The sequence below is a fragment of the Thiocystis violascens DSM 198 genome (assembly GCF_000227745.2).
GTDB lineage: Bacteria > Pseudomonadota > Gammaproteobacteria > Chromatiales > Chromatiaceae > Chromatium > Chromatium violascens.
In genome coordinates this window covers 3314726-3334024 of sequence record NC_018012.1, presented here as the reverse complement: position 1 = coordinate 3334024, position 19299 = coordinate 3314726, and the positions used below count along the sequence as shown (strand labels likewise).

Annotated in this window: 20 protein-coding genes; 5 read left to right on the top strand and 15 right to left on the bottom strand. The window is 62.8% G+C overall.

The window, feature by feature from the left end; translation table 11 throughout:
- Positions 1–85: 85 nt before the first annotated feature.
- Together THIVI_RS14770 and THIVI_RS14765 are read right to left on the bottom strand one after the other, a co-directional pair.
- The gene (locus tag THIVI_RS14770) at positions 86–1126 is read right to left on the bottom strand and encodes a PstS family phosphate ABC transporter substrate-binding protein (RefSeq protein WP_014779340.1); all 1041 of its coding nucleotides are present in this window, start codon (positions 1124–1126) and stop codon (positions 86–88) included.
- Between the two features lie 139 nt (positions 1127–1265).
- A complete protein-coding gene (locus THIVI_RS14765; RefSeq protein ID WP_014779339.1) occupies positions 1266–1670 on the bottom strand; it encodes a hypothetical protein in 405 nt (134 codons plus the stop codon).
- 83 nt (positions 1671–1753) lie between these two features.
- On the opposite strand from THIVI_RS14765, the gene THIVI_RS14760 reads away from it, so the two are divergent.
- Complete coding sequence (locus tag THIVI_RS14760; protein ID WP_014779338.1) at positions 1754–2941, top strand: glycosyltransferase; 1188 nt, start codon at positions 1754–1756, stop codon at positions 2939–2941.
- On the opposite strand, the gene THIVI_RS14755 is transcribed toward THIVI_RS14760, so the two are convergent.
- The 8 genes from THIVI_RS14755 to THIVI_RS14720 all read right to left on the bottom strand — a co-directional run bounded on the left by THIVI_RS14755 (position 2938) and on the right by THIVI_RS14720 (position 12283).
- On the bottom strand, positions 2938–3174 hold the full coding sequence (locus tag THIVI_RS14755; protein ID WP_014779337.1) for a hypothetical protein: 237 nt from the start codon (positions 3172–3174) through the stop codon (positions 2938–2940). The genes THIVI_RS14760 and THIVI_RS14755 overlap by 4 nt on opposite strands.
- Positions 3175–3262: 88 nt before the next feature.
- Entirely contained in the window at positions 3263–4042 is a 780-nt protein-coding gene (locus THIVI_RS14750) for a queuosine precursor transporter (RefSeq protein WP_014779336.1), read from the bottom strand.
- A gap of 80 nt (positions 4043–4122) precedes the next feature.
- Positions 4123–4686 carry a dCTP deaminase gene (gene dcd / locus THIVI_RS14745; RefSeq protein WP_014779335.1) on the bottom strand — a complete coding sequence of 188 codons (564 nt, stop codon included), beginning with the start codon at positions 4684–4686 and terminating at the stop codon, positions 4123–4125.
- 75 nt (positions 4687–4761) lie between these two features.
- Positions 4762–5850: an EAL domain-containing protein gene (locus THIVI_RS14740; protein ID WP_014779334.1), complete on the bottom strand. Its 1089-nt coding sequence runs from the start codon at positions 5848–5850 to the stop codon at positions 4762–4764.
- 65 nt (positions 5851–5915) lie between these two features.
- Positions 5916–7007 carry an iron-sulfur cluster carrier protein ApbC gene (gene apbC, locus THIVI_RS14735; protein WP_014779333.1) on the bottom strand — a complete coding sequence of 364 codons (1092 nt, stop codon included), beginning with the start codon at positions 7005–7007 and terminating at the stop codon, positions 5916–5918.
- A 178-nt stretch (positions 7008–7185) separates the two neighbouring features.
- The gene (locus THIVI_RS14730) at positions 7186–8955 is read right to left on the bottom strand and encodes an SLC13 family permease (RefSeq protein ID WP_014779332.1); all 1770 of its coding nucleotides are present in this window, start codon (positions 8953–8955) and stop codon (positions 7186–7188) included.
- Positions 8956–9102: 147 nt separating this feature from the next.
- On the bottom strand, positions 9103–10320 hold the full coding sequence (locus THIVI_RS14725) for an NF038122 family metalloprotease (RefSeq protein ID WP_157174471.1): 1218 nt from the start codon (positions 10318–10320) through the stop codon (positions 9103–9105).
- A gap of 187 nt (positions 10321–10507) precedes the next feature.
- On the bottom strand, positions 10508–12283 hold the full coding sequence (locus THIVI_RS14720) for a hypothetical protein (RefSeq protein WP_014779330.1): 1776 nt from the start codon (positions 12281–12283) through the stop codon (positions 10508–10510).
- A gap of 395 nt (positions 12284–12678) precedes the next feature.
- Here THIVI_RS14720 and THIVI_RS14715 point away from each other — a divergent pair, with 395 nt between their 5' ends.
- Positions 12679–12888: a hypothetical protein gene (locus tag THIVI_RS14715; RefSeq protein WP_014779329.1), complete on the top strand. Its 210-nt coding sequence runs from the start codon at positions 12679–12681 to the stop codon at positions 12886–12888.
- A 16-nt stretch (positions 12889–12904) separates the two neighbouring features.
- On the opposite strand, the gene THIVI_RS14710 is transcribed toward THIVI_RS14715, so the two are convergent.
- The 5 genes from THIVI_RS14710 to THIVI_RS14690 all read right to left on the bottom strand — a co-directional run bounded on the left by THIVI_RS14710 (position 12905) and on the right by THIVI_RS14690 (position 17150).
- The gene (locus THIVI_RS14710; protein WP_041447215.1) at positions 12905–14014 is read right to left on the bottom strand and encodes an IS5 family transposase; all 1110 of its coding nucleotides are present in this window, start codon (positions 14012–14014) and stop codon (positions 12905–12907) included.
- Positions 14015–14439: 425 nt separating this feature from the next.
- Positions 14440–15234: an SDR family NAD(P)-dependent oxidoreductase gene (locus THIVI_RS14705; protein WP_014779328.1), complete on the bottom strand. Its 795-nt coding sequence runs from the start codon at positions 15232–15234 to the stop codon at positions 14440–14442.
- On the bottom strand, positions 15231–15950 hold the full coding sequence (locus tag THIVI_RS14700; RefSeq protein ID WP_014779327.1) for a pirin family protein: 720 nt from the start codon (positions 15948–15950) through the stop codon (positions 15231–15233). The genes THIVI_RS14705 and THIVI_RS14700 overlap by 4 nt, the downstream gene beginning before the upstream one ends.
- 64 nt (positions 15951–16014) lie before the next feature.
- Entirely contained in the window at positions 16015–16230 is a 216-nt protein-coding gene (locus THIVI_RS14695) for a Rossmann-fold NAD(P)-binding domain-containing protein (RefSeq protein ID WP_041447033.1), read from the bottom strand.
- A 119-nt stretch (positions 16231–16349) separates the two neighbouring features.
- Entirely contained in the window at positions 16350–17150 is an 801-nt protein-coding gene (locus THIVI_RS14690) for a M90 family metallopeptidase (protein ID WP_014779326.1), read from the bottom strand.
- 370 nt (positions 17151–17520) lie between these two features.
- Here THIVI_RS14690 and THIVI_RS14685 point away from each other — a divergent pair, with 370 nt between their 5' ends.
- From THIVI_RS14685 to THIVI_RS14675, 3 genes are all read left to right on the top strand, one after another.
- Positions 17521–17727 (top strand): hypothetical protein, encoded by a 207-nt coding sequence (locus THIVI_RS14685; protein WP_014779325.1) that lies wholly within the window; start codon positions 17521–17523, stop codon positions 17725–17727.
- A 148-nt stretch (positions 17728–17875) separates the two neighbouring features.
- Complete coding sequence (gene blaOXA / locus THIVI_RS14680; RefSeq protein ID WP_014779324.1) at positions 17876–18652, top strand: class D beta-lactamase; 777 nt, start codon at positions 17876–17878, stop codon at positions 18650–18652.
- Complete coding sequence (locus THIVI_RS14675; RefSeq protein ID WP_014779323.1) at positions 18649–19275, top strand: LysE family translocator; 627 nt, start codon at positions 18649–18651, stop codon at positions 19273–19275. The genes blaOXA and THIVI_RS14675 overlap by 4 nt, the downstream gene beginning before the upstream one ends.
- Positions 19276–19299: the final 24 nt, after the last annotated feature.

Below are 19299 nucleotides of genomic sequence, written 5' to 3'. Positions count from 1 at the left end.
TGAAACCATTGAAAGCCGTGGACCGCGCGCGGTCCGCGGCAGCTTGCGGGGCGTTCCCTACCTCGCCTGGTCGGGCGATCCGTGATTATTCCGGCTTGGACATGGGCTCCAGCGCCTGAGCGGACTTGGCGACACTGGCGCGTTCGGCATCGGGCAGCGAGATCAGACCTTTGTCGGCCAGATAACCCTCGGGACCCCAGGCCTTGTCGCTGGTGAATTCGGTGACGAACTGCTTGATGCCGGGGATGGTCCCGACATGCGCGTTCTTGACATAGAAATAGATCGAGCGCGACACCGGATAAGACCCATCGGAGATGGTCTCGTAGGTTGGCTCGACGCCGGCGATCTTGGAACCCTGCACCTTATCGGTGTTCTGGTCGAGGAAGCTGTAACCAAAAATGCCCAGAGCGTTCTTGTTGGACGCGAGCTTCTGCACGATCAGGTTATCGTTCTCGCCAGCCTCGATATAAGCGCCGTCCTCGCGGATACCACCGCAGATGGCCTTATGCTTCTTCTCGTCGCTCTTCTTCAGCGCCTTGATCTCGGGAATGCTGTTGCAACCGCCTTCCATTGCCAATTCGACGAAGGCGTCGCGGGTGCCAGAGGTCGGCGGCGGACCCAGAACCTCGATCTTGGCATCCGGGAGGGCAGAATTCACGTCCTTCCAGGTCTTGTACGGATTGGGGACGATTTTGCCGCTGGCATCCGGGACATCCTTGGCGAGCGCCAGAAAGATATCCTTCAGCGTCAAATCGAGCTGGGGTGCCTTTTTAGAATTCGCGATGGCGATGCCGTCGAAGCCGATCTTGACCTCGGTGATCTCCTTCGCGCCAGCTTTCTGGCAGTTCTCGAACTCGGATGCCTTCATGCGGCGCGAGGCATTGGTGATATCCGGATGATCCACGCCCACGCCGGCGCAGAAAAGCTTCATGCCACCGCCTGTGCCGGTGGACTCAACCTTGGGGGTTTTATAACCCATGGTGCGCCCAAAGGTCTCTGCAACCGCAGTGGAGAAAGGGAACACCGTCGAGGAGCCGACAATGTTGATGGTGTCGCGGGCCATGGCCTGAGTCGAGAGCGAGCCGGCCGCCAGCAGGACGGCGGAGGCGATCAGAGTCTTGTTCATCAAAGTGTCTCCCAGAAGATCGTTGAAACAGCGAGGCTGTATTGTGATCGTGGCTGATGCACATAATATGATGAGTTGATGACCATTTTATGACAGAGACACCGCGCGAACCCGCCTCGTTCCCGCGGTAACGACTCACTCACTTCCCGCTCAGCTGCCCCAGCGAACGCACCAGACGCAAACTGGCATTGAAAAAATCGTCCTCTGGATGGTCCTTGCAGATCGTCCGAATGCGCAGCATCGCGGCGTCCAGTTCGGCGTCGCGCAGTACGTCGCGGCCGGTCGCGAGGTTGAGTCCGGTCACCAGACCGGCCAGCCATTCACGATACCGCCGGTAGTCTTCGTCGGCGATGGGAGTCGACATCGCGTCCACTGGCGCGGTCGCGAGAAAGGCGGAGCAGGGCTTGACGCCATAGCCCCAGAGTGCGGGAACCGTCGTCGCGCCCTCTGTCCCGGCGCCTGCCCAGCCTGCCGGCAAGGCCAGAAGAACCAACGCCAGACTTGCCGCCAACACGTTCGTTCCCGGTTTTAACCCATCGTTCATGTCATCTTTCCTTCATTTAGATGCGAATATCGATTCGCTAAGGTTATCATCACGGACTTTGCCGGTTGACCGTGACTCACCCTATGCGCGTTTTGATGATCTCGGATGTCTATTTCCCCCGCATCACCGGCGTTTCGACGTCCATCCAGACCTTCGCGAGGGAGTTTGTCGGCAAGGGCCATGAGGTCACCCTGATCGCGCCGGATTACGGCCAAGACGCGCCGGAACCCTTTGAAATCCTGCGCATCCCCTCGCGCTACCTTCCCGTCGACCCCGAGGACCGCATGCTGCGGCCCCGTCAGATTCGTCGCCACGATGCCGACCTCGAACGCCGCGGCTTCGATCTGGTGCACATCCATACGCCCTTTTTCGCGCACTACACCGGTCTCGGACTCGCCAAACGGCTTGGCATCCCCGTGATCGAAAGCTACCACACCTTTTTCGAGCAGTATCTTCATCACTATGTCTCCTTCGTTCCGTCAAGCTGGCTCCAGCGAGCGGCACGCTATTTCTCCGCGGCGCAGTGCAACGATGTCGACGCCCTGGCGGTGCCCTCGCAGGCCATGCTGGATATTCTGTCGCGCTATGGCGTCAAGACGCCGGCCAGGGTGATTCCGACCGGGATCGAACTGATTCAATTCAGCCAGGGCGACGGCATGCGCTTCCGCGCACGCTACCGGATTCCGCCCGAGCGACCGGTTCTGGTGCATGTGAGCCGTCTCGCCTTCGAAAAAAATATCGATTTTATCCTGCGGGCGCTCGCGCGCATCAAGAAGCAGGTACCCGACGTGCTGCTGGTCATCGCCGGGGAAGGCCCCGCCCGATCTCAGCTCGCGGCTCAGGTGCAGGCGTTGGGACTGAGCGATCACACGCTGTTCACCGGCTATCTCGATCGGGACGGCAGTCTGGAAGATTGCTACTGCGCCGGTTCGGCCTTCGTGTTCGCCTCGCGCACCGAGACCCAGGGGTTGGTTTTGCTGGAGGCCATGGCGCTGGGCGTCCCGATCGTCTCGACCGCGGTGATGGGAACCAAGGAGGTTCTGGCAGGGGGTTTGGGATCGCTCATCGCGGAGGAGGATGAGGACGATTTCGCCGCCAAGGCCGTGCGTCTTCTCACGGATCCGGTCCTGCGCGAGGTTCTGTCGCGCGAAGCCGTCCAGCACGCGCGCTCCTGGTCGGCCCCGGTACTCGCCGACCGCATGCTGCAACTCTACGATCACGTCTCCGGGAACGGACTTCAACAACCCGTGCCGGCGAGCAATCCAGGCTAGGCGATCTCGTGGATCAGGCGTCCGATCATCTCGTCGCTGGCGCTCAAGACTTTCGCCGATGCCTCGACCTGCTGGACATTCTGCGTTTGCTCCACCAGAGGCTTGCTGATGTCGCGCGCGGCGCTTCCGTCCATCTGTCTGGCGCTGGCCAGTTCGGACGCGTTAGCGCGCAAGCCCTCCATGCCGTTCTGAATCCCCCGCATTCCCGCTTGGCTCGCACCTGACAGCAACATGGTCGCACCCTCGATTTAATCTATGGTATTCACTGAATTTTAGCCCACGATCACGACAACCATCCCCCTGCGAGACGGCTTTTGTGATTCATTTCTCAGCGAAACCCTCGCGCCCGGCCGCCCGCTCGGTCAATGCCCGCGCAAGCTCCGGTCCCAGATAGCGGTCGATCAGAGAACGCCCCAGATAGATCAAAGGCGTCAGCGCGATGGCGACGACGAATTTATAGAGATAGTTGACCGTCCCCACCGCCAGAAAGAGTTCCATGGACCATTGCTGCGGTCCCAGCACAAAGGCGATGTAGAGCACCACGAAACTGTCGATCAACTGCGACACCAGCGTCGACCCCGTCGCCCGCGCCCACACATAGCGACTCCCCGTGATCCGCCGGATCCGATGGAAGATGGTCACATCGACGATCTGACCGATCAGAAAGGCGATCACCGAACCGGCGATGATCCACATCCCTTGACCGAAGATCACGCCGAAGGCCGCCTGCATGTCCGGCACGCCCTGCTCGGCCTGAATCCCCACCCACCAACTGGCGGGAGCCAGTGCGATCGCTAGATAGGCGAAGGCGAAGGCGTAGAGAATCAGTCCGACCGTCAGGTAGGAGAGAAAGCGCACCCCGCGCCGTCCGAAATACTCATTGATGATGTCCGTCATAAGGAACACCACCGGCCACAGCAGCACGCCCGCCGTGAAACTCAGCGACCCGGACTGCCCGAACAGATTCCAGTCGAAGGGCGCCAGTCCAAGGGTGTCCTCCAGCGCGAAGATCTTCACGCCCAGAAACTCGGCGATCAACGCATTGCAGACGAAGAAGCCGCCGAGGATGACGAAGAGTCGAGTGGGTCGGTCAAAGGTCATGACTGCGCTCGACCGGCGCGGCAGGAGACGCAAGGGTCGCGACAACCGCGCCTGCCGAGGCGTCTGACGCGATCATGGTGTCAGGATTTCGGCAAGGTCACGCCGCGCTGACCCTGATATTTGCCGCCACGGTCTTTATAGGATGTTTCGCAAATCTCGTCCGATTCAAGAAAGAGAATCTGCGCCACGCCTTCATTGGCGTAAATTTTCGCGGGAAGCGGCGTGGTGTTGGAGAATTCCAGGGTGACATGGCCTTCCCATTCTGGTTCCAATGGGGTCACATTTACTATAATTCCGCAGCGTGCATACGTGCTTTTTCCCAAACAAATCAATAAAGTATTCCGTGGAACACGAAAATACTCAATGGTTCTGGCAAGCGCGAAGGAGTTGGGCGGAATGATGCAGACATCGGACTTGAGATCGACGAATCCGTTGGAATCGAAATTTTTGGGATCGACGATGGCCGAATTGATATTGGTGAAGATCTTGAATTCGTCGGCGCAGCGGACATCGTAGCCATAGCTCGACGTGCCGTAGGAAATCACGCGCCCATTCTCGCCCTCGCGCACCTGTCCGGGCTCGAAGGGTTCGATCATCCCCTGCTCGGCCATGCGGCGGATCCAGCGGTCGGATTTGATGGCCATCGGGCACCTCTCATGAAAACAGCCGGTGAGGGTACAACGCTGGCGCGCGGCGAGCAAAGTCAATCGTTCATAGTGTCAGGTCCGGCCCGTTCCTACCGGCCATGAAGACGGAATCGAGAGCGCCGAAGGAATCGGAGCCGGCCGGGCGAAGAGATAACCCTGCACCATATCCGCGCCCTCGCGCACAACGTAAGCGAGTTCGTCCTCGGTTTCGACGCCTTCGGCCAGAACCAGAATCTTCAAATCGCGAGCGATGCCAACGAGCGCTTTGAACACCGCCTGCCGCCGCTGGTCGGCGTGAATGCCCCTGACCAGATCCATGTCGATCTTGATGATGTCAGGCTGGAGCAGAGTCAGCAGATTGAGCGAGGCATAACCGCTTCCGACATCGTCCAGGGCGACCTGATAGCCTGCGGAGCGATAAAAATCGAGGATGCGCTTCAAATGGTCGATATCGACGATACGTTCCGTCTCCACAACCTCGAAGACGATGCGCGAAGGATCGAACCCAAGGCTCTTCGCCCAGCCAACCGTACTGCGCAGACAGTGCACCGGATCGTAGATCGCCGTGGGCACGAAATTAATGAACAGTCGACCGACGATCCCGGCGGCGGCCGCGCAATGCAGCGCCATTTCGCGCGCCTGGCGATCCACCTGAAACAGCAGATCGTTCTCCGTGGCCATCCGGAAAATCTCCCCCGGAAACATCAGGGTACCATCCGCGTTCCGACCTCGCAGCAGGGCTTCGTAACCGATCGTGACACCCGTATCGGACGCCAGAATGGGCTGAAACCAGGCCGTGAATCGCTTGTGTTCGAGGATGTCGAGTAAACGTTGCGAATCCACCAGACCAAACCAGCGATCCAGGGTGCGAGCGCGGGTAAACGCCTGAAAGGTTAGCGTCTCGTCAGCGGCCAGCAACAGCGCGGAGATCCCCTGGTACTCCAGTTGATTAAAAAAACCGGAGTTGCGGACAAGGGCGAGAAAGTCGGCCAAACTCGCATCCGGGAGCGTAACGACCATCTGCTCTGTCTGGTAGCGGGCGGACTGGTCATCCAGGAAACCGACCATCTTGTCCAGCAACTCGCGCACGGCGAAAGTGAGTAACAGGTTGCCCCGCGCATCGGGCGTGAGCGGAAGCGTTTGGCAGCGCGGACATGACATGCCTGGTGCTCCTTCAGTTAAACCGTGTCTGGCATCGCATCGCCGAGTCAAATCAGCGCAACCGCTCAGTTGTTCTGAATCACGATGCGTGGGAACTTGGCGGCGTAATCCTTGGCCTGCAACGACAGCTTGGCGGCGGTCTTGCGGGCGATCTCGCGATAGATTTCGGTCGCGCGCGACTCGGGTTGAGCCACCACGGTCGGCTTGCCGCTGTCGGTCTCCTCGCGGATGTGCAGTTCCAGCGGCAACGAGCCGAGCAGATCCACTCCGTACTGGTCCGACATGCTCTGACCGCCTCCGGAACCGAAGATCGGCTCTTCATGACCGCACTTGGAGCAGATGTGAATGCTCATGTTCTCGACGATCCCGAGCACCGGAACCTCGACTTTCTGGAACATCTTCAGCCCCTTGCGGGCATCCAGCAGGGCAATATCCTGGGGCGTGGTGACGATGATCGCGCCGGAGACCGGAACCTTCTGGGCCAGCGTCAACTGAGTGTCGCCGGTGCCCGGCGGCAGGTCGATGACGAGATAATCCAGATCGGCCCAATTGGTGTCGTTCAGCAACTGTTCCAGCGCCTGGGTGACCATGGGTCCGCGCCAGATCATCGGGGTTTCCTCGTCGATCAGAAAGCCGATCGACATCGCCTGGAGATGATAGCTGTTCATCGGCTCCAGGCTTTTGCCGTCCTTCGACTCCGGCTTGCCGGTGATCCCGAGCATGCGCGGCTGGGACGGGCCATAAATGTCCGCGTCCAGAATACCGACGGTCGCGCCCTCGGCGGAAAGGGCCAGGGCCAGATTGACGGCGGTGGTGGACTTGCCCACGCCGCCCTTGCCGGAGGCGACGGCGATGATGTTCTTGACGTTGTCGATCGGCTTGAGCGACTTCTGCACCGAATGGGCCTTGATCTCCCAGCTCACCTCGACCACGGCCGTGTTCACGCCCGCGACGCCCATCACTTTTTCCTTGACCGCCGCGGCGATGGCCTCCTGAACGCCCTTGGCCGGAAAACCCAGCACGACCTTGACCCGCACCTGGCCACCGTCGATGGCGATGTCCTTGATGGAATGCGCCGCGATCAGATCGCGGCCCAAATGCGGCTCTTTATATTCCTTGATGGCGGCTTCGATGGCTTCTTTCGTGGGTTCGGACATGGGGTACTCCAGTGACTGAAAAGGCGACCGGCCCGGCCGGAATCGCAAAAGTTTGGGGACGTTCGCCAAACGGGGCGTTGGAACGTCCAGGGCATGAAAGCGTTGTCGGTAGCATGGTATCAGCAGTTGCTAATTCAACCCCAGAGCCAATGCGGCCTCCGCTCAACGACTTGACCGATCAAAAGCGCCAGACCAGCGGCGCAATCGTGATCGTCAGCACCGCCATCAGCAGATTGAGCGGAATGCCAATCCGGAAATAATCCGAAAACCGATAACCTCCAGGTCCATAGACCATCAGATTGGTCTGATAGCCGATCGGCGTGGAAAAACTAGCGGAAGCGGCCATCATGATCGCGATGGCGAAGGGCATGAAACTCACCCCAAGCGCCTGACTGGTCGAGAGCGCGATCGGAAACATGAGCACGGCGGCGGCATTGTTCGTGATCAGCTCGGTAAACAGCATGGTAACGAGATAGACCACCGCCAGCGTGACCCAAGGATCGCCCTGGGCGAACTGAACCATATTTTCGGCGATGAAGCGCGCGGCGCCGGTTTTTTCCAGGGCGAATCCCAGCGCGAAAGAAGCCGCGATGGCGATCAACACCTTCCAGTCCACGGCGGCCCGCGCCTCGCCGCTGTTGAGACAACGGGTCGCCAACATGAGACCGGCGGCGGCCATCGACGCCTGCAGCATGGGCAGCCACTCCAGGGTCACGGTCAGTACCATCGCCGCGAGGATGGCGATGGCAATCAGCGCCCGATTTTGACGCAGCGGCCGGGAATCGGGAACCCGGCTGACCAGAAAGAAATCGCGCGAATTATGCTGACGGTCGGCAAAGCCGGGGTCCGCTTCCATCAGCAGCGTATCGCCCGGCCGCAGCACGATATCGCCGATCTTGCCCCGAATGCGCTCGCCGTTGCGCGCGACCGCAATCACGGCGGCATCGTAGCGATTGCGGAAACGCCCCTCGCGGATGCTCTTGCCGATCAGCGGGCAACTGTCCGAGACCACCGCCTCCGTCAGACAGCGTTCCGGGCGCGGCACATCGAGCTTGAAGACCTGATCGCCGGCGGGCACCAGACCGCGAAAGCGCTGGAGATCCAGTACCGAGTCCACCACGCCCACGAACACCAGCCGATCATTGGACTGAAGCCGCTGATGGGGCGCGATGGCGGGCAGCACCTCGCCGTCGCGTTCGAGTTCCAGCAGATACATGCCGGGCAGATGACGCAGTCCAGCCCCTTCGATGGTCTTGCCGGCGAGCGGACTGTCCGGCTCCACCAGCATCTCGACCGTGTATTCGCGCGGGTCGTCCAGGTCGCTCATCACCGGTTTACGGTCCGGCAGCAGCCAGCGTCCGAAGAAGGCCAGGTAGAGCATGCCGACCAACGCAGCCGGAAGACCCACCCAGGCGATGTCGAACATGCCCAGGCCCGCTAGCCCGCCGTGCTCGATCATCAGCCCGTTCACCACCAGATTGGTGCTGGTGCCGATGAGCGTGCAGGTACCGCCGAGGATCGAGGCATAGCTGAGCGGGATCAGCAGTTTGGAGATGGGCAGCCGGTTACGTCGCGCCCAGTCGTTGACCGCCGGCAGAAACATGGCCACGACCGGCGTGTTGTTGAGAAAGGCGCTCATGCTCATGACCGGTGCCATCAGTCGGAACTGCGCGCGCGCGAGCGTTTTGGGCCGACCCAGGACGCCCTGCGCGAGCCAGGCCATCGCGCCGGTCTCTCGCAGACCTGCGGCCACCACGTAGAGAACGGCGACCGTGACCACGCCCTCGTTGGACAGTCCGGCCAGCGCCTCGGCGGGAGTGAGGACGCCGGTCAGCAGCAGGAAGGTCACGCCCGCGACCAGCAACAGATCGGCGGCGAGTTTGGTCAGCGCAAGCGACCCGATCACGAACGCCACCGTCGCGATGGCGAGCCAGGCATCCCACATCATCTCGATAGTCCCGTGGAGAAAAACGATTGCCCGAACTGTACCGGAAATCGTCTCCAGCCGGACTCGCGGCTTGGCGACAGGGAGCGAGCCTCTGGCCCGTCTGGCGAGCGAGACGCCCGCCCCCCAGTATTGCGGTTTGTCGAAACCTTACCTTGATCGCTCCGGCCGACGGCGCAGACTCCCTCCAATTCCGGCGACTCCGGCCAGCATCAGCGCCAGACTGCCCGGCGCGGGGATCGGTTCCAGATTCAAATCCCAACCGATCACATCGAATGCCAGGAGATCGTAGTCGGTGATTTGCAAGTATTCGCCGGGAGCCGCCGTGGGGTCCATCAGGCCCAATCCCTGCTTGTCCTTCCAGTGGCTTGCCTGTCGGCCGTCGCCGTGGGTCTTGCCGGTCGCGAAACTGGCAAGCGGGGTGTTACCGCCGTCGATCGAAAAATATTTGTCGCGCTTGTCGGCGCTCCAGTCGAGGGCATCCTGAGCCAGACTCTCGGTCGAATAGCGGAACAGATCCAGCGTGCTGACGAAAATAAATTCGTCATCATCATAATAAGTTGTGCCGTTCGGCGAATTGATATCCAGGATATCGACGCCGCTGATAAAGCCCAGGGCGTGACCCATTTCATGCGCGGCGATTCCAATAAAGTCGAAGTAACTACTCGAAATCCCATCCGAATCGTCAAAATCCCAGTTAAAAGCAGTGCTAAAGCTGATCCGCGCGTCGAGTCCGGAACCAACATTAAAACCTAGCGCCTTGGCATTGGCGGCGGTCAGATTGATCCAGGAATTATTGTCGTCGCCGTCGTTGTCCAGATAAGAGGCGGCGCCGCCCGAACCATTCGGATTGTTGGCGGTGTAGTTGACCCAAAGAGGAACGCTGGAGCCGGTCGGCAGGTTGGAAACCGCCGCAGCATCGAAGACAGACGTTTGGTCCGCTGTCAGAGCGTTCCGAAAACTGTCATACGACACCAAGGCATGCGTTGAAGACGACTGCCCGAGAATCCCCGCGCCAAGATCGGTGAAACCAACCTCGATGTTAACCGTCACGTCATCGGTGAACAGGCTCGACCAGAGATCCGCAGCGGCCTGAAAGCCGAGAGCGGCGGCGCTTCCGGCCGCCACGCCGCCAGCATCGGTAAAATTGAACGTCAATGCCGAACTTGCTGGCGCGACGAGACTCAGCGCGGTCAACAGCGTTCCCGTCTTCCACAAAGGGCTCCGTGCTTTCATCTTGGCGGCATCCTCAAAAAGAGAAAAATGTACATGCTGCTTTACAGCGCGATGTCGTTTTGCTTTGAGATCGACACAAAATCTGGATACGAATGGCTGGAGCCGACTAAAAACTGTATAAAATACTGACACCGATTCGTTGCAAAAACAATCTCGGCCCAACCATCACGGCAATTCTCATTTTGACGTAGGAGCCCGCTTGCGGGCGACTTGCGGGCCTACGGGTTTACTTGCGGACACGGGGATTGGCAAAATCCAAAGGCTTGTGGAAGGTCATGTCGCCCGCAAGCGGGCTCCTACGATGGCGGATGACGCCGCGCTACCTCGGCGGTCTGACGGTATCGCGGAACCAAGGTCGGTATTCCTCCATGCGCGCCCGCTGATCGGCCGGCGCCCGCCGGCGGCAAGTGGCGCCGTCCGGGGTGTCCGCTGAAGCGCCCCAGCGACGCTCGATGCAATCGTTGGGGTTATAACCCACTTCCAGCCCCGGACGGCGGGCATAGATCTCCCGGAGACTGAGCCGCCAGGGGCTGCCGTCGCTGCGCCTGTAGGTGATGAACCGTTCGTCGAGACGCCGGTCATGGATCTGTTCAATCCGCGCGGAGGCGCTCTCCGGGCTCATGCCCTGCAGGACGTAGAGTCGCGGATAGCGGCGGATGCGCTCGGGCAGACCTTCCAGCACCTTCATGGCGATCAGCAGACGCATGTCGCGCGAGGGGGTCGCGTAGTCCTCCCAAGGGCCGGTGGTCTCGAAGATGGCCGGACCGCTGGGCATGGGGACGGTGGCGGGACGTGCGCGCATGAAGGTCTCGCCGTTGTCCACCGAGGTCAGGCGGGTCTCAAGCTGCTCCATCAGCGCCGCCAGGGTCGACGCGTAAGCGTTCTCGGGCGCGAGCCCGGCGGGGTTGATGAGTTGCTCCATGCGCGCATAAAAATCGGCGGGCGCAAGCGCGGCCTGTTCGGTGGAATAGGGCGGCAGACCGGATGCGCCATCGAGCGCCCGGTTGGGCAGTGCGCGCACGCCCGACGCGCTCCGCACCAGCGGCCGAAAGGCCTTGAAACCGGGACCGCTGCTCGGAGTCTGGGCGAACAGGAAGGTGCCCTCCCAGAAACGCTTGCGGGTCACCGAGTTGTCCGGCTGGGCGTCGACCGCGAGCAGGAGTCCGCTTTGTCCGCCGCGCGGGGCGATCCACTTGACCACCACCAGGATGTGGCCGTAGGGGTCGGCATAGACCGTGCCGGGCCACAGGCTCGCGCGCGTGAGCGGAACCGGATAGAAGTCCGTGGCCTCGTCCCCCAGGCCCGTTCGAGCGCTGCCGGAGTGGACCGTGTCGACGATTCGCCGGCTGGCCTCCCGGAAGGTAGCGGCCGGCGCGGGAGCGGCGGTAAAACGTCCCTCAACGATCGGCTGTTCGCAACGCGGCGGGCTGTTGCGACTGCCGCGGCTACAGGCACGATAGGCGACGGGCAGGCCCAGCTTCCAGGCGAAATAGCCGCGCAAAAAATAAGGCAGGTCGGCGCAGTCCGGTTCGGCGGGGAGCCGGTTGTCCTCGCTCGCGCCCAGATAGTTGTACAAAAAATTTCGCTCGGGATCGCCCAGCAGGGGCGCCAGCGAGTCGAAGCTCATGGATTGGTCGGGCGGTGCGTCGAACAGACGTTCGATCCAGGCCGAGTAGAGCGCCTCGGTCGCCAGATCCCATTCGCCGCCGCTCCGCTCTCCCGCCGCCCCCCCGACCTCGGCCTCGGCGCAGGCGACTACCCGACCGTTGCGGATCGCCTCGATGCGATAGGTTCCCGCGCTGGGGCGAAACTGCGTGCCGTAGAGCGACCAGGGCGGTCCGCCGTTCTCGACGCTCCGCAGGTCGGTCCGACGGCCCGCGGGATCGGTGACGAGCAGCCGATCCAGCGCGCCGTCGGTCGCGACCGCCAGCACCTCTAGCGGTTCTCCGGGGAGGGCGCGCAGCGGCGCGGTCCAGACGCGAACCTGTCCGCCCGACTGACAGTCCGGCGCGGCCTCGACGGAGACAGGAAGGACGAATCCGGTCATCCACAGGGCGGCAGTCAGCAACGACAGCAGGATGGGGCGCGATGGCATTGTCATCACCGTGGTCTAAATTCGGTATCGCGCGAGTGTACCCCGACCGACCGCGGGCGAGCGAGCGAGCGAGCGAGCGAGCGGCCATGACGTTCCGGTCGGCGTTCATGCCATTCGCCGAGCCGTTTGGTCATGGTGGGGGTTCGCAGGACTGAGAGTGATATTCTGCCATCCATGCTCGACCGTTCTGGATGTCAGCCCTGTTCGCTAGAGGTCGATCATCACGGTCAGCGTCAGCGAGTCGTATCTTTAAAATAACAGATCCTACGCGGAGCCATCGACCCCCGCCATCCGAACACCCTCATTCGCTACAGCAACCATCCGCCCGAGCGCGAACTCTCGGATCTGACTTAGCGTTTGTTCCCCGATGAATTGCAAGACTTCGCGACCGCGCGATGGGAATCGGGCATCTATACCAACAAGGCACCAAGGCCGAACTGACCAGCGCCCCTGAGCCAGTCGCCACCGCTGGCAAAGCGCTGGATCCGCGCGAACGCAAAACCCTGCTTCGTCTCATCGCCACCCTGTGCGATCTAGCCAGGCTTGACTTGGAACAGTCCTACAAGACGGCCGAGATCATCAAAGTAAAAAACCTTGAGACCTAAGAGGGTGTAGACAAAATCAAACCGTTGTGGTCAACCGCCGCAGCAGGATGCGCGCCTCCGCCAGCCAAACCCAGGTTTCGGAGACCGCTGGCAGACGGTCATGATGCATGATCAATCGACGGGCACGCTCATTCCACGCATGGGTGCGCTCGACAACCCAGCGCTTCGGCAGCGGAACGAAGCCGTCGGCGTTGGCGATCACCACTCGGTCAGGCGCCCCGTCCACGTGCCAGGAGCCAACGCTTTTGTTGGCTGGATGGCGCACGACTTCCACGCGGATCGCGTGGGTCTGCTCGGTGGTTTGGGCAAATTGACCGGCGTAGGCGCTATCGACAAACAGCGTGTTGATCTGGGGGTACTTGGCGGCCGCGTCAGCGACGGCGCCCGAGGCGGCATCGCGGTCCTGAAGATTGGCCGCGACCACGCTCACCGCCAACACGAACCCCAAGGTATCGACCACCAGGCTGCGCTTGCGCCCCTTGACCTGCTTGCCCGCATCAAAGCCGCTCGGTCCACCCTGCGGCGAGCCGCGGGTCGATTGCGCATCCAGCACCGCCGCCGTCGGCGCGATCTCACGCCCCTCGCGTTCGCGCCATTGCCCCCGCAGTCGATCATGCATCTGCTCAAACTTCCCAGCCGCACTCCAACGGCGAAACGTCTTGTAGACATTCTGCCAAGGCGCGAAATCGTGCGGCAGCATCCGCCACGCGCACCCCGTGCGCACCACGTAGCAACACGCCTCCAGGATGCTCCGGCGCGACACGCGGGGCGGTTGACCCCGCCCGCCCGGCATCTCAAAGAGAGCGGCGACCAAGTCCCACTCCGCATCGGTCAGACAACTTGGGTAGCTTTGGTCGGGGTCGTGGCGACGATGCGCATCCGTATACCCATACCGACGCGGCGTTGCGCGCGCTTGCGCCTCGAGACCACTCTCGCCCCGGAGGCGCGTGACGCCCGCCTCCCGCAAGGACTTGCGAATCGTTGCTTCATGAGCCTCGATTCCCGTCCGTGCCGCGAGTTCCCGGGCAATCTCTGACAGCGTGGAGGTCGGGCGATCCGTGACAATTTGACGCAATACCGCTTGCTCCGCCTCGTGAATCTTGGGGGGACGACCAGCTTTCGACATCAGCGCACACCAGCTCAGTTGTAGACTGGTATACAAATAGCAGCTCAATTATTTTTGTCTACACCCTCTCAGGAGGCGATGCAGTCGTTCAGAGACCGATCGGCTGCGGGGCTATTTGGCGACCAGCACCGCGCTCGGCAATCGCGCCAGCAATTTACGGCTACGGTGCCTGACCCCGTTTGCGACAGGTTTCGATGACGCTCTGGCGAGCAGTGCGAAGACGCGTGAGCCGGTATCACTTGGGTGAGACGACCTCACTGACTGGAAGGGATCGATCAGACACCGCCCTTCAGCCGTGAGCGCACACGGCATCGCGATGCAGCCGTCCCAGACTGGCCATGACCGACTCCTGATGGACATCGCTACCGGGCCGCGATCTGCCCAACCGCATGCGCCCCGGTGCTTGGGACGGCAAACCCCGCGTTTCAGGCAATGGCGCGCACGATACCGCCGTCGACCCGTAGCGCCGCGCCATTCGTGGCCGACGCGGCGGTGCTACAGACATAGACGATCATATTCGCTACCTCCTCGACCGTCGCGAACCGCTGCAACAGTGAGGAGGGCCGGGCGGACGCGAAGAACTCCCGTTCCATCGCCGCGAAATCGATCCCGCGCTCCTGGGCCAGGCGTTCCACGAAGGTGGCGACTCCTTCGGAGCGCGTGGGTCCGGGCAGCACGCTGTTGACCGTGATCCCGGTCCCGGCGGTGGTCTCGGCCAGACCCCGGGCGATGGCCAGTTGCGCCGTTTTGGTCATGCCGTAGTGGATCATCTCCGGTGGGATCTGGAGCGCCGATTCGCTGGAGACGAACACGATCCGCCCCCAGTCGCGCGCGCGCATGCCCATGAGGTAGTGGCGTGACAGGCGCACGCCGCTCATGACATTGGTCTCGAAGAAGCGCAACCAGTCCGCATCGTCAATCGCCTCGAACGTCTTGGGCTCGAAGATTCCGACATTGTTGATCAGCACGTCCAGATCGGGGACGGACTGAATCAGGGCGTTGCAGCCGTCGGCGCTGGAGAGATCCGCGGCCACCGAACGGACCTGTGCCCCCGGCACGGCGTCGCGAATCCGTTGGGACGCAGCCTCGACGCGCGCTGGCGTCCGACCATTGATGACCACCTCGGCGCCTTCCATGGCCAGACCAAGGGCCGTGGCGAACCCGATTCCGCCGGTCGAACCCGTGACCAGCGCACGTTTCCCTTCAAGATGAAAATTCATGCGATGGAGCCTCGTGTCGATGGCAGCACAAACAGCAAGACCTCCGCCGCGTCGAGGCCCGTCAACTCGACGTCCGGTACCTCGGATAGCGCCGCGCCATCGCCTGGCCCCAACGCGATGCCGTTGACCGTCGCGCGTCCGCGTGCCACCTGCACATAGGCGCGGCAGTCGCCCGGCAGTGCCTGACGCACCGTTTCGCCCGCCAGAAGCAGCGACGCATAGAGCGAGGCGTCCTGATGGGTCATCACGGATCCGTCACGTCCATCGGGCGAGACCAGCAGGCGCAGACACGCCCGACGGCTCTCGGGAGAAAATGACTGCTGTGCGTAGCCCGGAGCGATTCCCACCCGGTTTGGCAGCAACCAGATCTGCAGGAGATGCACCGGCTCGGTCTGCGAATGATTGAATTCGCTATGTTGAACCCCGCTCCCCGCACTCATGTACTGCACCTCCCCCGGGCGGATGACGGCGCCATTGCCCAGACTGTCGCGATGCTCCAGTGCGCCCTCCAGGACATAGGTAACGATTTCCATGTCCCGATGTCCGTGGGTGGGGAAGCCACTGCCTGGGGCAACGCGATCCTCATTGATGACGCGCAGGTTGGAAAATCCCATGCGATCGGGATCGTGATAGTCGCCGAAGGAAAAACTGTGGCGGCTGTCGAGCCAATCGGTGCGCGACTGTCCCCGTTCATTGGCCGGTCGAATCTGAAGCATGCTGATCTCCGGGTAGCTGGTGGTCTTCTGAATTCAGATGGTGGCTTTGGCGCGCGGGTTCCGCTCAGAAGGTCTCCCGATCGGGGCGAATGTCCAGTTCATGGGTCCAGGCCGAGCGGTCCTGTGCGAGCAGCGTCACACAGGTGCGCGCCACCGCCTCGGGATCCAGGCATTGCTCCCGGGACAGTCGGAAGGCGTCGCGCGCCCGATCGCTCCAGATGACCCCGTCGATGATCAGATGGGCGACATGAATCCCCTGGGGACCCAGTTCGCGAGCCAACGACCTGCGTCTTCATGCCGATTCGTTCCTCTTCACAAGGGCGCCGGGCGCCAACGTGACCTGGCCGTGAATGGCTATTGAGGACGACGGTGGCCAAGAACAAGGGGTAGGCATCTTCCCTAACGCGCCTCCCGCGCTGGGCGTGACCGCCGGTTCTGCCGCCGCAGCGGATCCTGACGATAGAAGGCGCTGAGCTGGGCGTAGACGTCCGGGTATTCGCCCACGAGAAGCGCGGGGACTTCGAAGAATGCCTCGCTGACCACGGCGAAGAACTCCGCGGGCGATTCGGTGGCGTAGGGGTCGATGGGGGTGTCCTCGCCCTGATCGACGCGCCGGCAGAGGTCGTCGAAGGCCCCTGCGAAGACGCGCTTCCAGGCGGCGCCGGACATCCCCGCGTGCAGCGGCGGGCAGCCATTGATGCGGCCCGAGCATCCATCGAGCTTGTGCGCCAGCTCATGAAGGATGACGTTGTCGCCGTCGAGTCGGGTGCCGGCGCGGATGTCCGACCAGGAGAGGATGACCGGTCCGTGCTCCCAGGATTCGCCGCTTCTGGCTTCCTGCTCGACCCCGACCACACCATCCTCGCCCATGACCTCGTGCGTGGAGATAAAGGCATCCGGATAGAGGATGACCGCGTACCAGCCCTGGTACCAGTCGAGTCCGAGTTCCAGCACCGGCAGGCAGGCCTGGAAGGTGATCGTCAGGCGCATGCGATCCGTCAGCCGCAGTCCCTGAACGGGCTCCAGGGTCTTGTCATGCAGGAAACGCCGGGCGAGATCGCCGAGCTGGGAGGACTCGGCTGAATTGAGACCCGCAAGCAGCGGCAGCGACTCCCAGGCGTGAGTCCAGTCCGCGTCACTGAACCGGGCGCGCTCGCGCACCCGCCTCCGGGAGTGCCACCAGTCCGTCAGGCGATTCATGATGGGCAGCCTCCGCCGTGGTGGTCCGCGGCGCGGGTCGGGGTGACACTCACGCGCCGCCGGTCCAGGTCATCACGGGTCTGCTCCGGGTTGATCCAGCGTTGCATAGTCGCGATTCCAGCCATGAGGATGCCAGCATGATGGCACAGAGACAGCGCTGCGCAGGTAGGACCGTTTCAGGCCACGCGCGGGATCGCCACCGCATCGGCTCACCGCGCACCTTCAGCCGTTCGGCGCCCTGAAAGGGACGGGCATGGATCGCAGGCGCCTCGTCCGCGAGAGCCTCGTCCGCGAGAGGTCTGAAGCATTAAAAAGCCCTACCAGATGACAGGGCAGGACATGGCAGGACCGAACAGACAAGCGAAGGGGAGTGGTCAAGGCGTCGGACCTGATCCTGACGACGACCGATCTGGATCTGGCGACGCTCACCGAAGGGCAGGGCAACCGCGCGGCCGACCGGCTCCAGGATCTGCGCGCTGTGCAGACGGTCGGCGAGGCGCATCGGGAGGCCGAGGCGCAGCGGTGGGCCGAGATCCTGGAGACCTTGCCGCGGGCGGGCACGCCGGACGCGCCCTGAGCCTGGTCGGCGCGTGATTGACGTGGCGCCACGAGCGGATAGAGTAGCGGGCGGGCGTCGCGTCCCTCCGGCGCGGGCGGTCGCCGCCAATCCGGATGGCCAGCGCCCTGCCATCGGTCTGTCGACCACATTCGCTCGGGTATCCATCATGCGTCGCCTGCTCCTGACCCTGACCGCCGTGCTGCTGTCGCTTCCCGTCCTCGCCGAGGACGCGGACATCGCCGCGCTCTTTGCGCACGCCGACCGCGACGGCACGCTGGTGCTGTCCTCACTGCGTACCGGGGAGACCTTCATCCACCATGATACGCGCGCGCAGCGCCGCGTCTCGCCGGCCTCCACCTTCAAGATCTTCAATACCCTGATCGCCCTGGAGGCCAAGGCGATCGGCGGGGCCAACGACCGCCTGGCCTGGGACGGTCAGCGCCACGCCTTCTTGGATTGGAACCGGGACCAGACGCTGGCCAGCGCCTTCAAGGTGTCCTGCGTCTGGTGTTATCAGACCCTCGCGCGTCGCGTGGGCGCGGCCACCTATCGTGAAGCGATTCGCCAGGCGGGGTACGGCGCGCTGTCGGAGCCCTTCGCGCTGACCGAGTTCTGGCTGGACGGGTCGCTGCGGATCAGCGCCATCGAGCAGGTCGCGTTCATGAAACAGGTGGTGCGTCGGACCCTGCCGTTCGGGCCTCAAGCCTATGACACTCTGCGCGACATCATGGTCGTCGAGCAGACCCCCGCCTGGACGCTGCGCGCCAAAACCGGCTGGTCGACGCGCTCGACGCCGTCGCTCGGCTGGTACGTCGGGTACATCGAGACGCACGACGATACCTGGGTCTTCGCGATGCATCTCGACCTGCGCGACGCAGCCGATCTGCCGCTGCGAGCGGCATTGACGCGCGCGGCCTTGCAGGTCAAGGGCCTCATCGAATGACGACCGCCTCGCTCGCCACCGGCCTCGTCCTCGGTCTCTCCGCCGGTCTCGCCCCCGGACCGCTGCTGACCCTGGTGATCGCCGAGACGCTGCGGCACGACGTCAGGTCCGGCATCAGGGTCGCGCTCGCGCCCCTCATCACGGATCTTCCGATCATCCTCGCGACGCTGTTCGTCCTGTCCCGGCTCGCCCAGTTCGAGTGGATCCTCGGGGCGATCGCGCTCGCGGGCAGTGCCTTCGTGCTGTCGATGGGATACGCCAGCCTGCGCACCCAGGGCCTCGCCCTCCCGTCGCGCGACTCCGCGCCGCGATCCTGGATGAAGGGCGTCCTGGCCAATGCCCTGAGCCCGCATCCCTATCTCTTCTGGCTCAGCGTCGGCGGCCCCCTGATGACCAAGGCGTGGGCGCTGAGTCCGATCGCCCCCGTGCTCTTTCTGGGAGGCTTCTACACCGCGCTGGTCGGGGCCAAGATCCTCCTGGCCCTGGCGGTCGGGCGATCGAAGGTCTTTTTGACCGGCCCAGCCTATCTCCTCATCATGCGACTGCTCGGCGCCCTGCTGGTCGTGCTTGCCGCGGTCCTCCTGGTCGATGGACTGGCCTTGCTGGGATGGACGAGCGGGTGACGCGCACCGCCCGCCGCGCCCGAG

Excerpts from the sequence above, each read along its gene's own strand:
- THIVI_RS14700 (WP_014779327.1), bottom strand. The coding sequence starts at position 15,950 with ATGCTTCAGATTCGACCGGCCAATGAACGGGGACAGTCGCGCACCGAT.
- THIVI_RS14715 (WP_014779329.1), top strand. The coding sequence starts at position 12,679 with ATGGGAATCGGGCATCTATACCAACAAGGCACCAAGGCCGAACTGACC.
- THIVI_RS14750 (WP_014779336.1), bottom strand. The coding sequence starts at position 4,042 with ATGACCTTTGACCGACCCACTCGACTCTTCGTCATCCTCGGCGGCTTC.
- dcd (WP_014779335.1), bottom strand. The coding sequence starts at position 4,686 with ATGGCCATCAAATCCGACCGCTGGATCCGCCGCATGGCCGAGCAGGGG.
- THIVI_RS14760 (WP_014779338.1), top strand. The coding sequence starts at position 1,754 with ATGCGCGTTTTGATGATCTCGGATGTCTATTTCCCCCGCATCACCGGC.
- THIVI_RS14720 (WP_014779330.1), bottom strand. The coding sequence starts at position 12,283 with ATGCCATCGCGCCCCATCCTGCTGTCGTTGCTGACTGCCGCCCTGTGG.
- THIVI_RS14710 (WP_041447215.1), bottom strand. The coding sequence starts at position 14,014 with ATGTCGAAAGCTGGTCGTCCCCCCAAGATTCACGAGGCGGAGCAAGCG.
- THIVI_RS14705 (WP_014779328.1), bottom strand. The coding sequence starts at position 15,234 with ATGAATTTTCATCTTGAAGGGAAACGTGCGCTGGTCACGGGTTCGACC.
- THIVI_RS14740 (WP_014779334.1), bottom strand. The coding sequence starts at position 5,850 with ATGTCATGTCCGCGCTGCCAAACGCTTCCGCTCACGCCCGATGCGCGG.
- blaOXA (WP_014779324.1), top strand. The coding sequence starts at position 17,876 with ATGCGTCGCCTGCTCCTGACCCTGACCGCCGTGCTGCTGTCGCTTCCC.
- apbC (WP_014779333.1), bottom strand. The coding sequence starts at position 7,007 with ATGTCCGAACCCACGAAAGAAGCCATCGAAGCCGCCATCAAGGAATAT.
- THIVI_RS14755 (WP_014779337.1), bottom strand. The coding sequence starts at position 3,174 with ATGTTGCTGTCAGGTGCGAGCCAAGCGGGAATGCGGGGGATTCAGAAC.
- THIVI_RS14690 (WP_014779326.1), bottom strand. The coding sequence starts at position 17,150 with ATGAATCGCCTGACGGACTGGTGGCACTCCCGGAGGCGGGTGCGCGAG.
- THIVI_RS14765 (WP_014779339.1), bottom strand. The coding sequence starts at position 1,670 with ATGAACGATGGGTTAAAACCGGGAACGAACGTGTTGGCGGCAAGTCTG.
- THIVI_RS14730 (WP_014779332.1), bottom strand. The coding sequence starts at position 8,955 with ATGATGTGGGATGCCTGGCTCGCCATCGCGACGGTGGCGTTCGTGATC.
- THIVI_RS14675 (WP_014779323.1), top strand. The coding sequence starts at position 18,649 with ATGACGACCGCCTCGCTCGCCACCGGCCTCGTCCTCGGTCTCTCCGCC.
- THIVI_RS14770 (WP_014779340.1), bottom strand. The coding sequence starts at position 1,126 with ATGAACAAGACTCTGATCGCCTCCGCCGTCCTGCTGGCGGCCGGCTCG.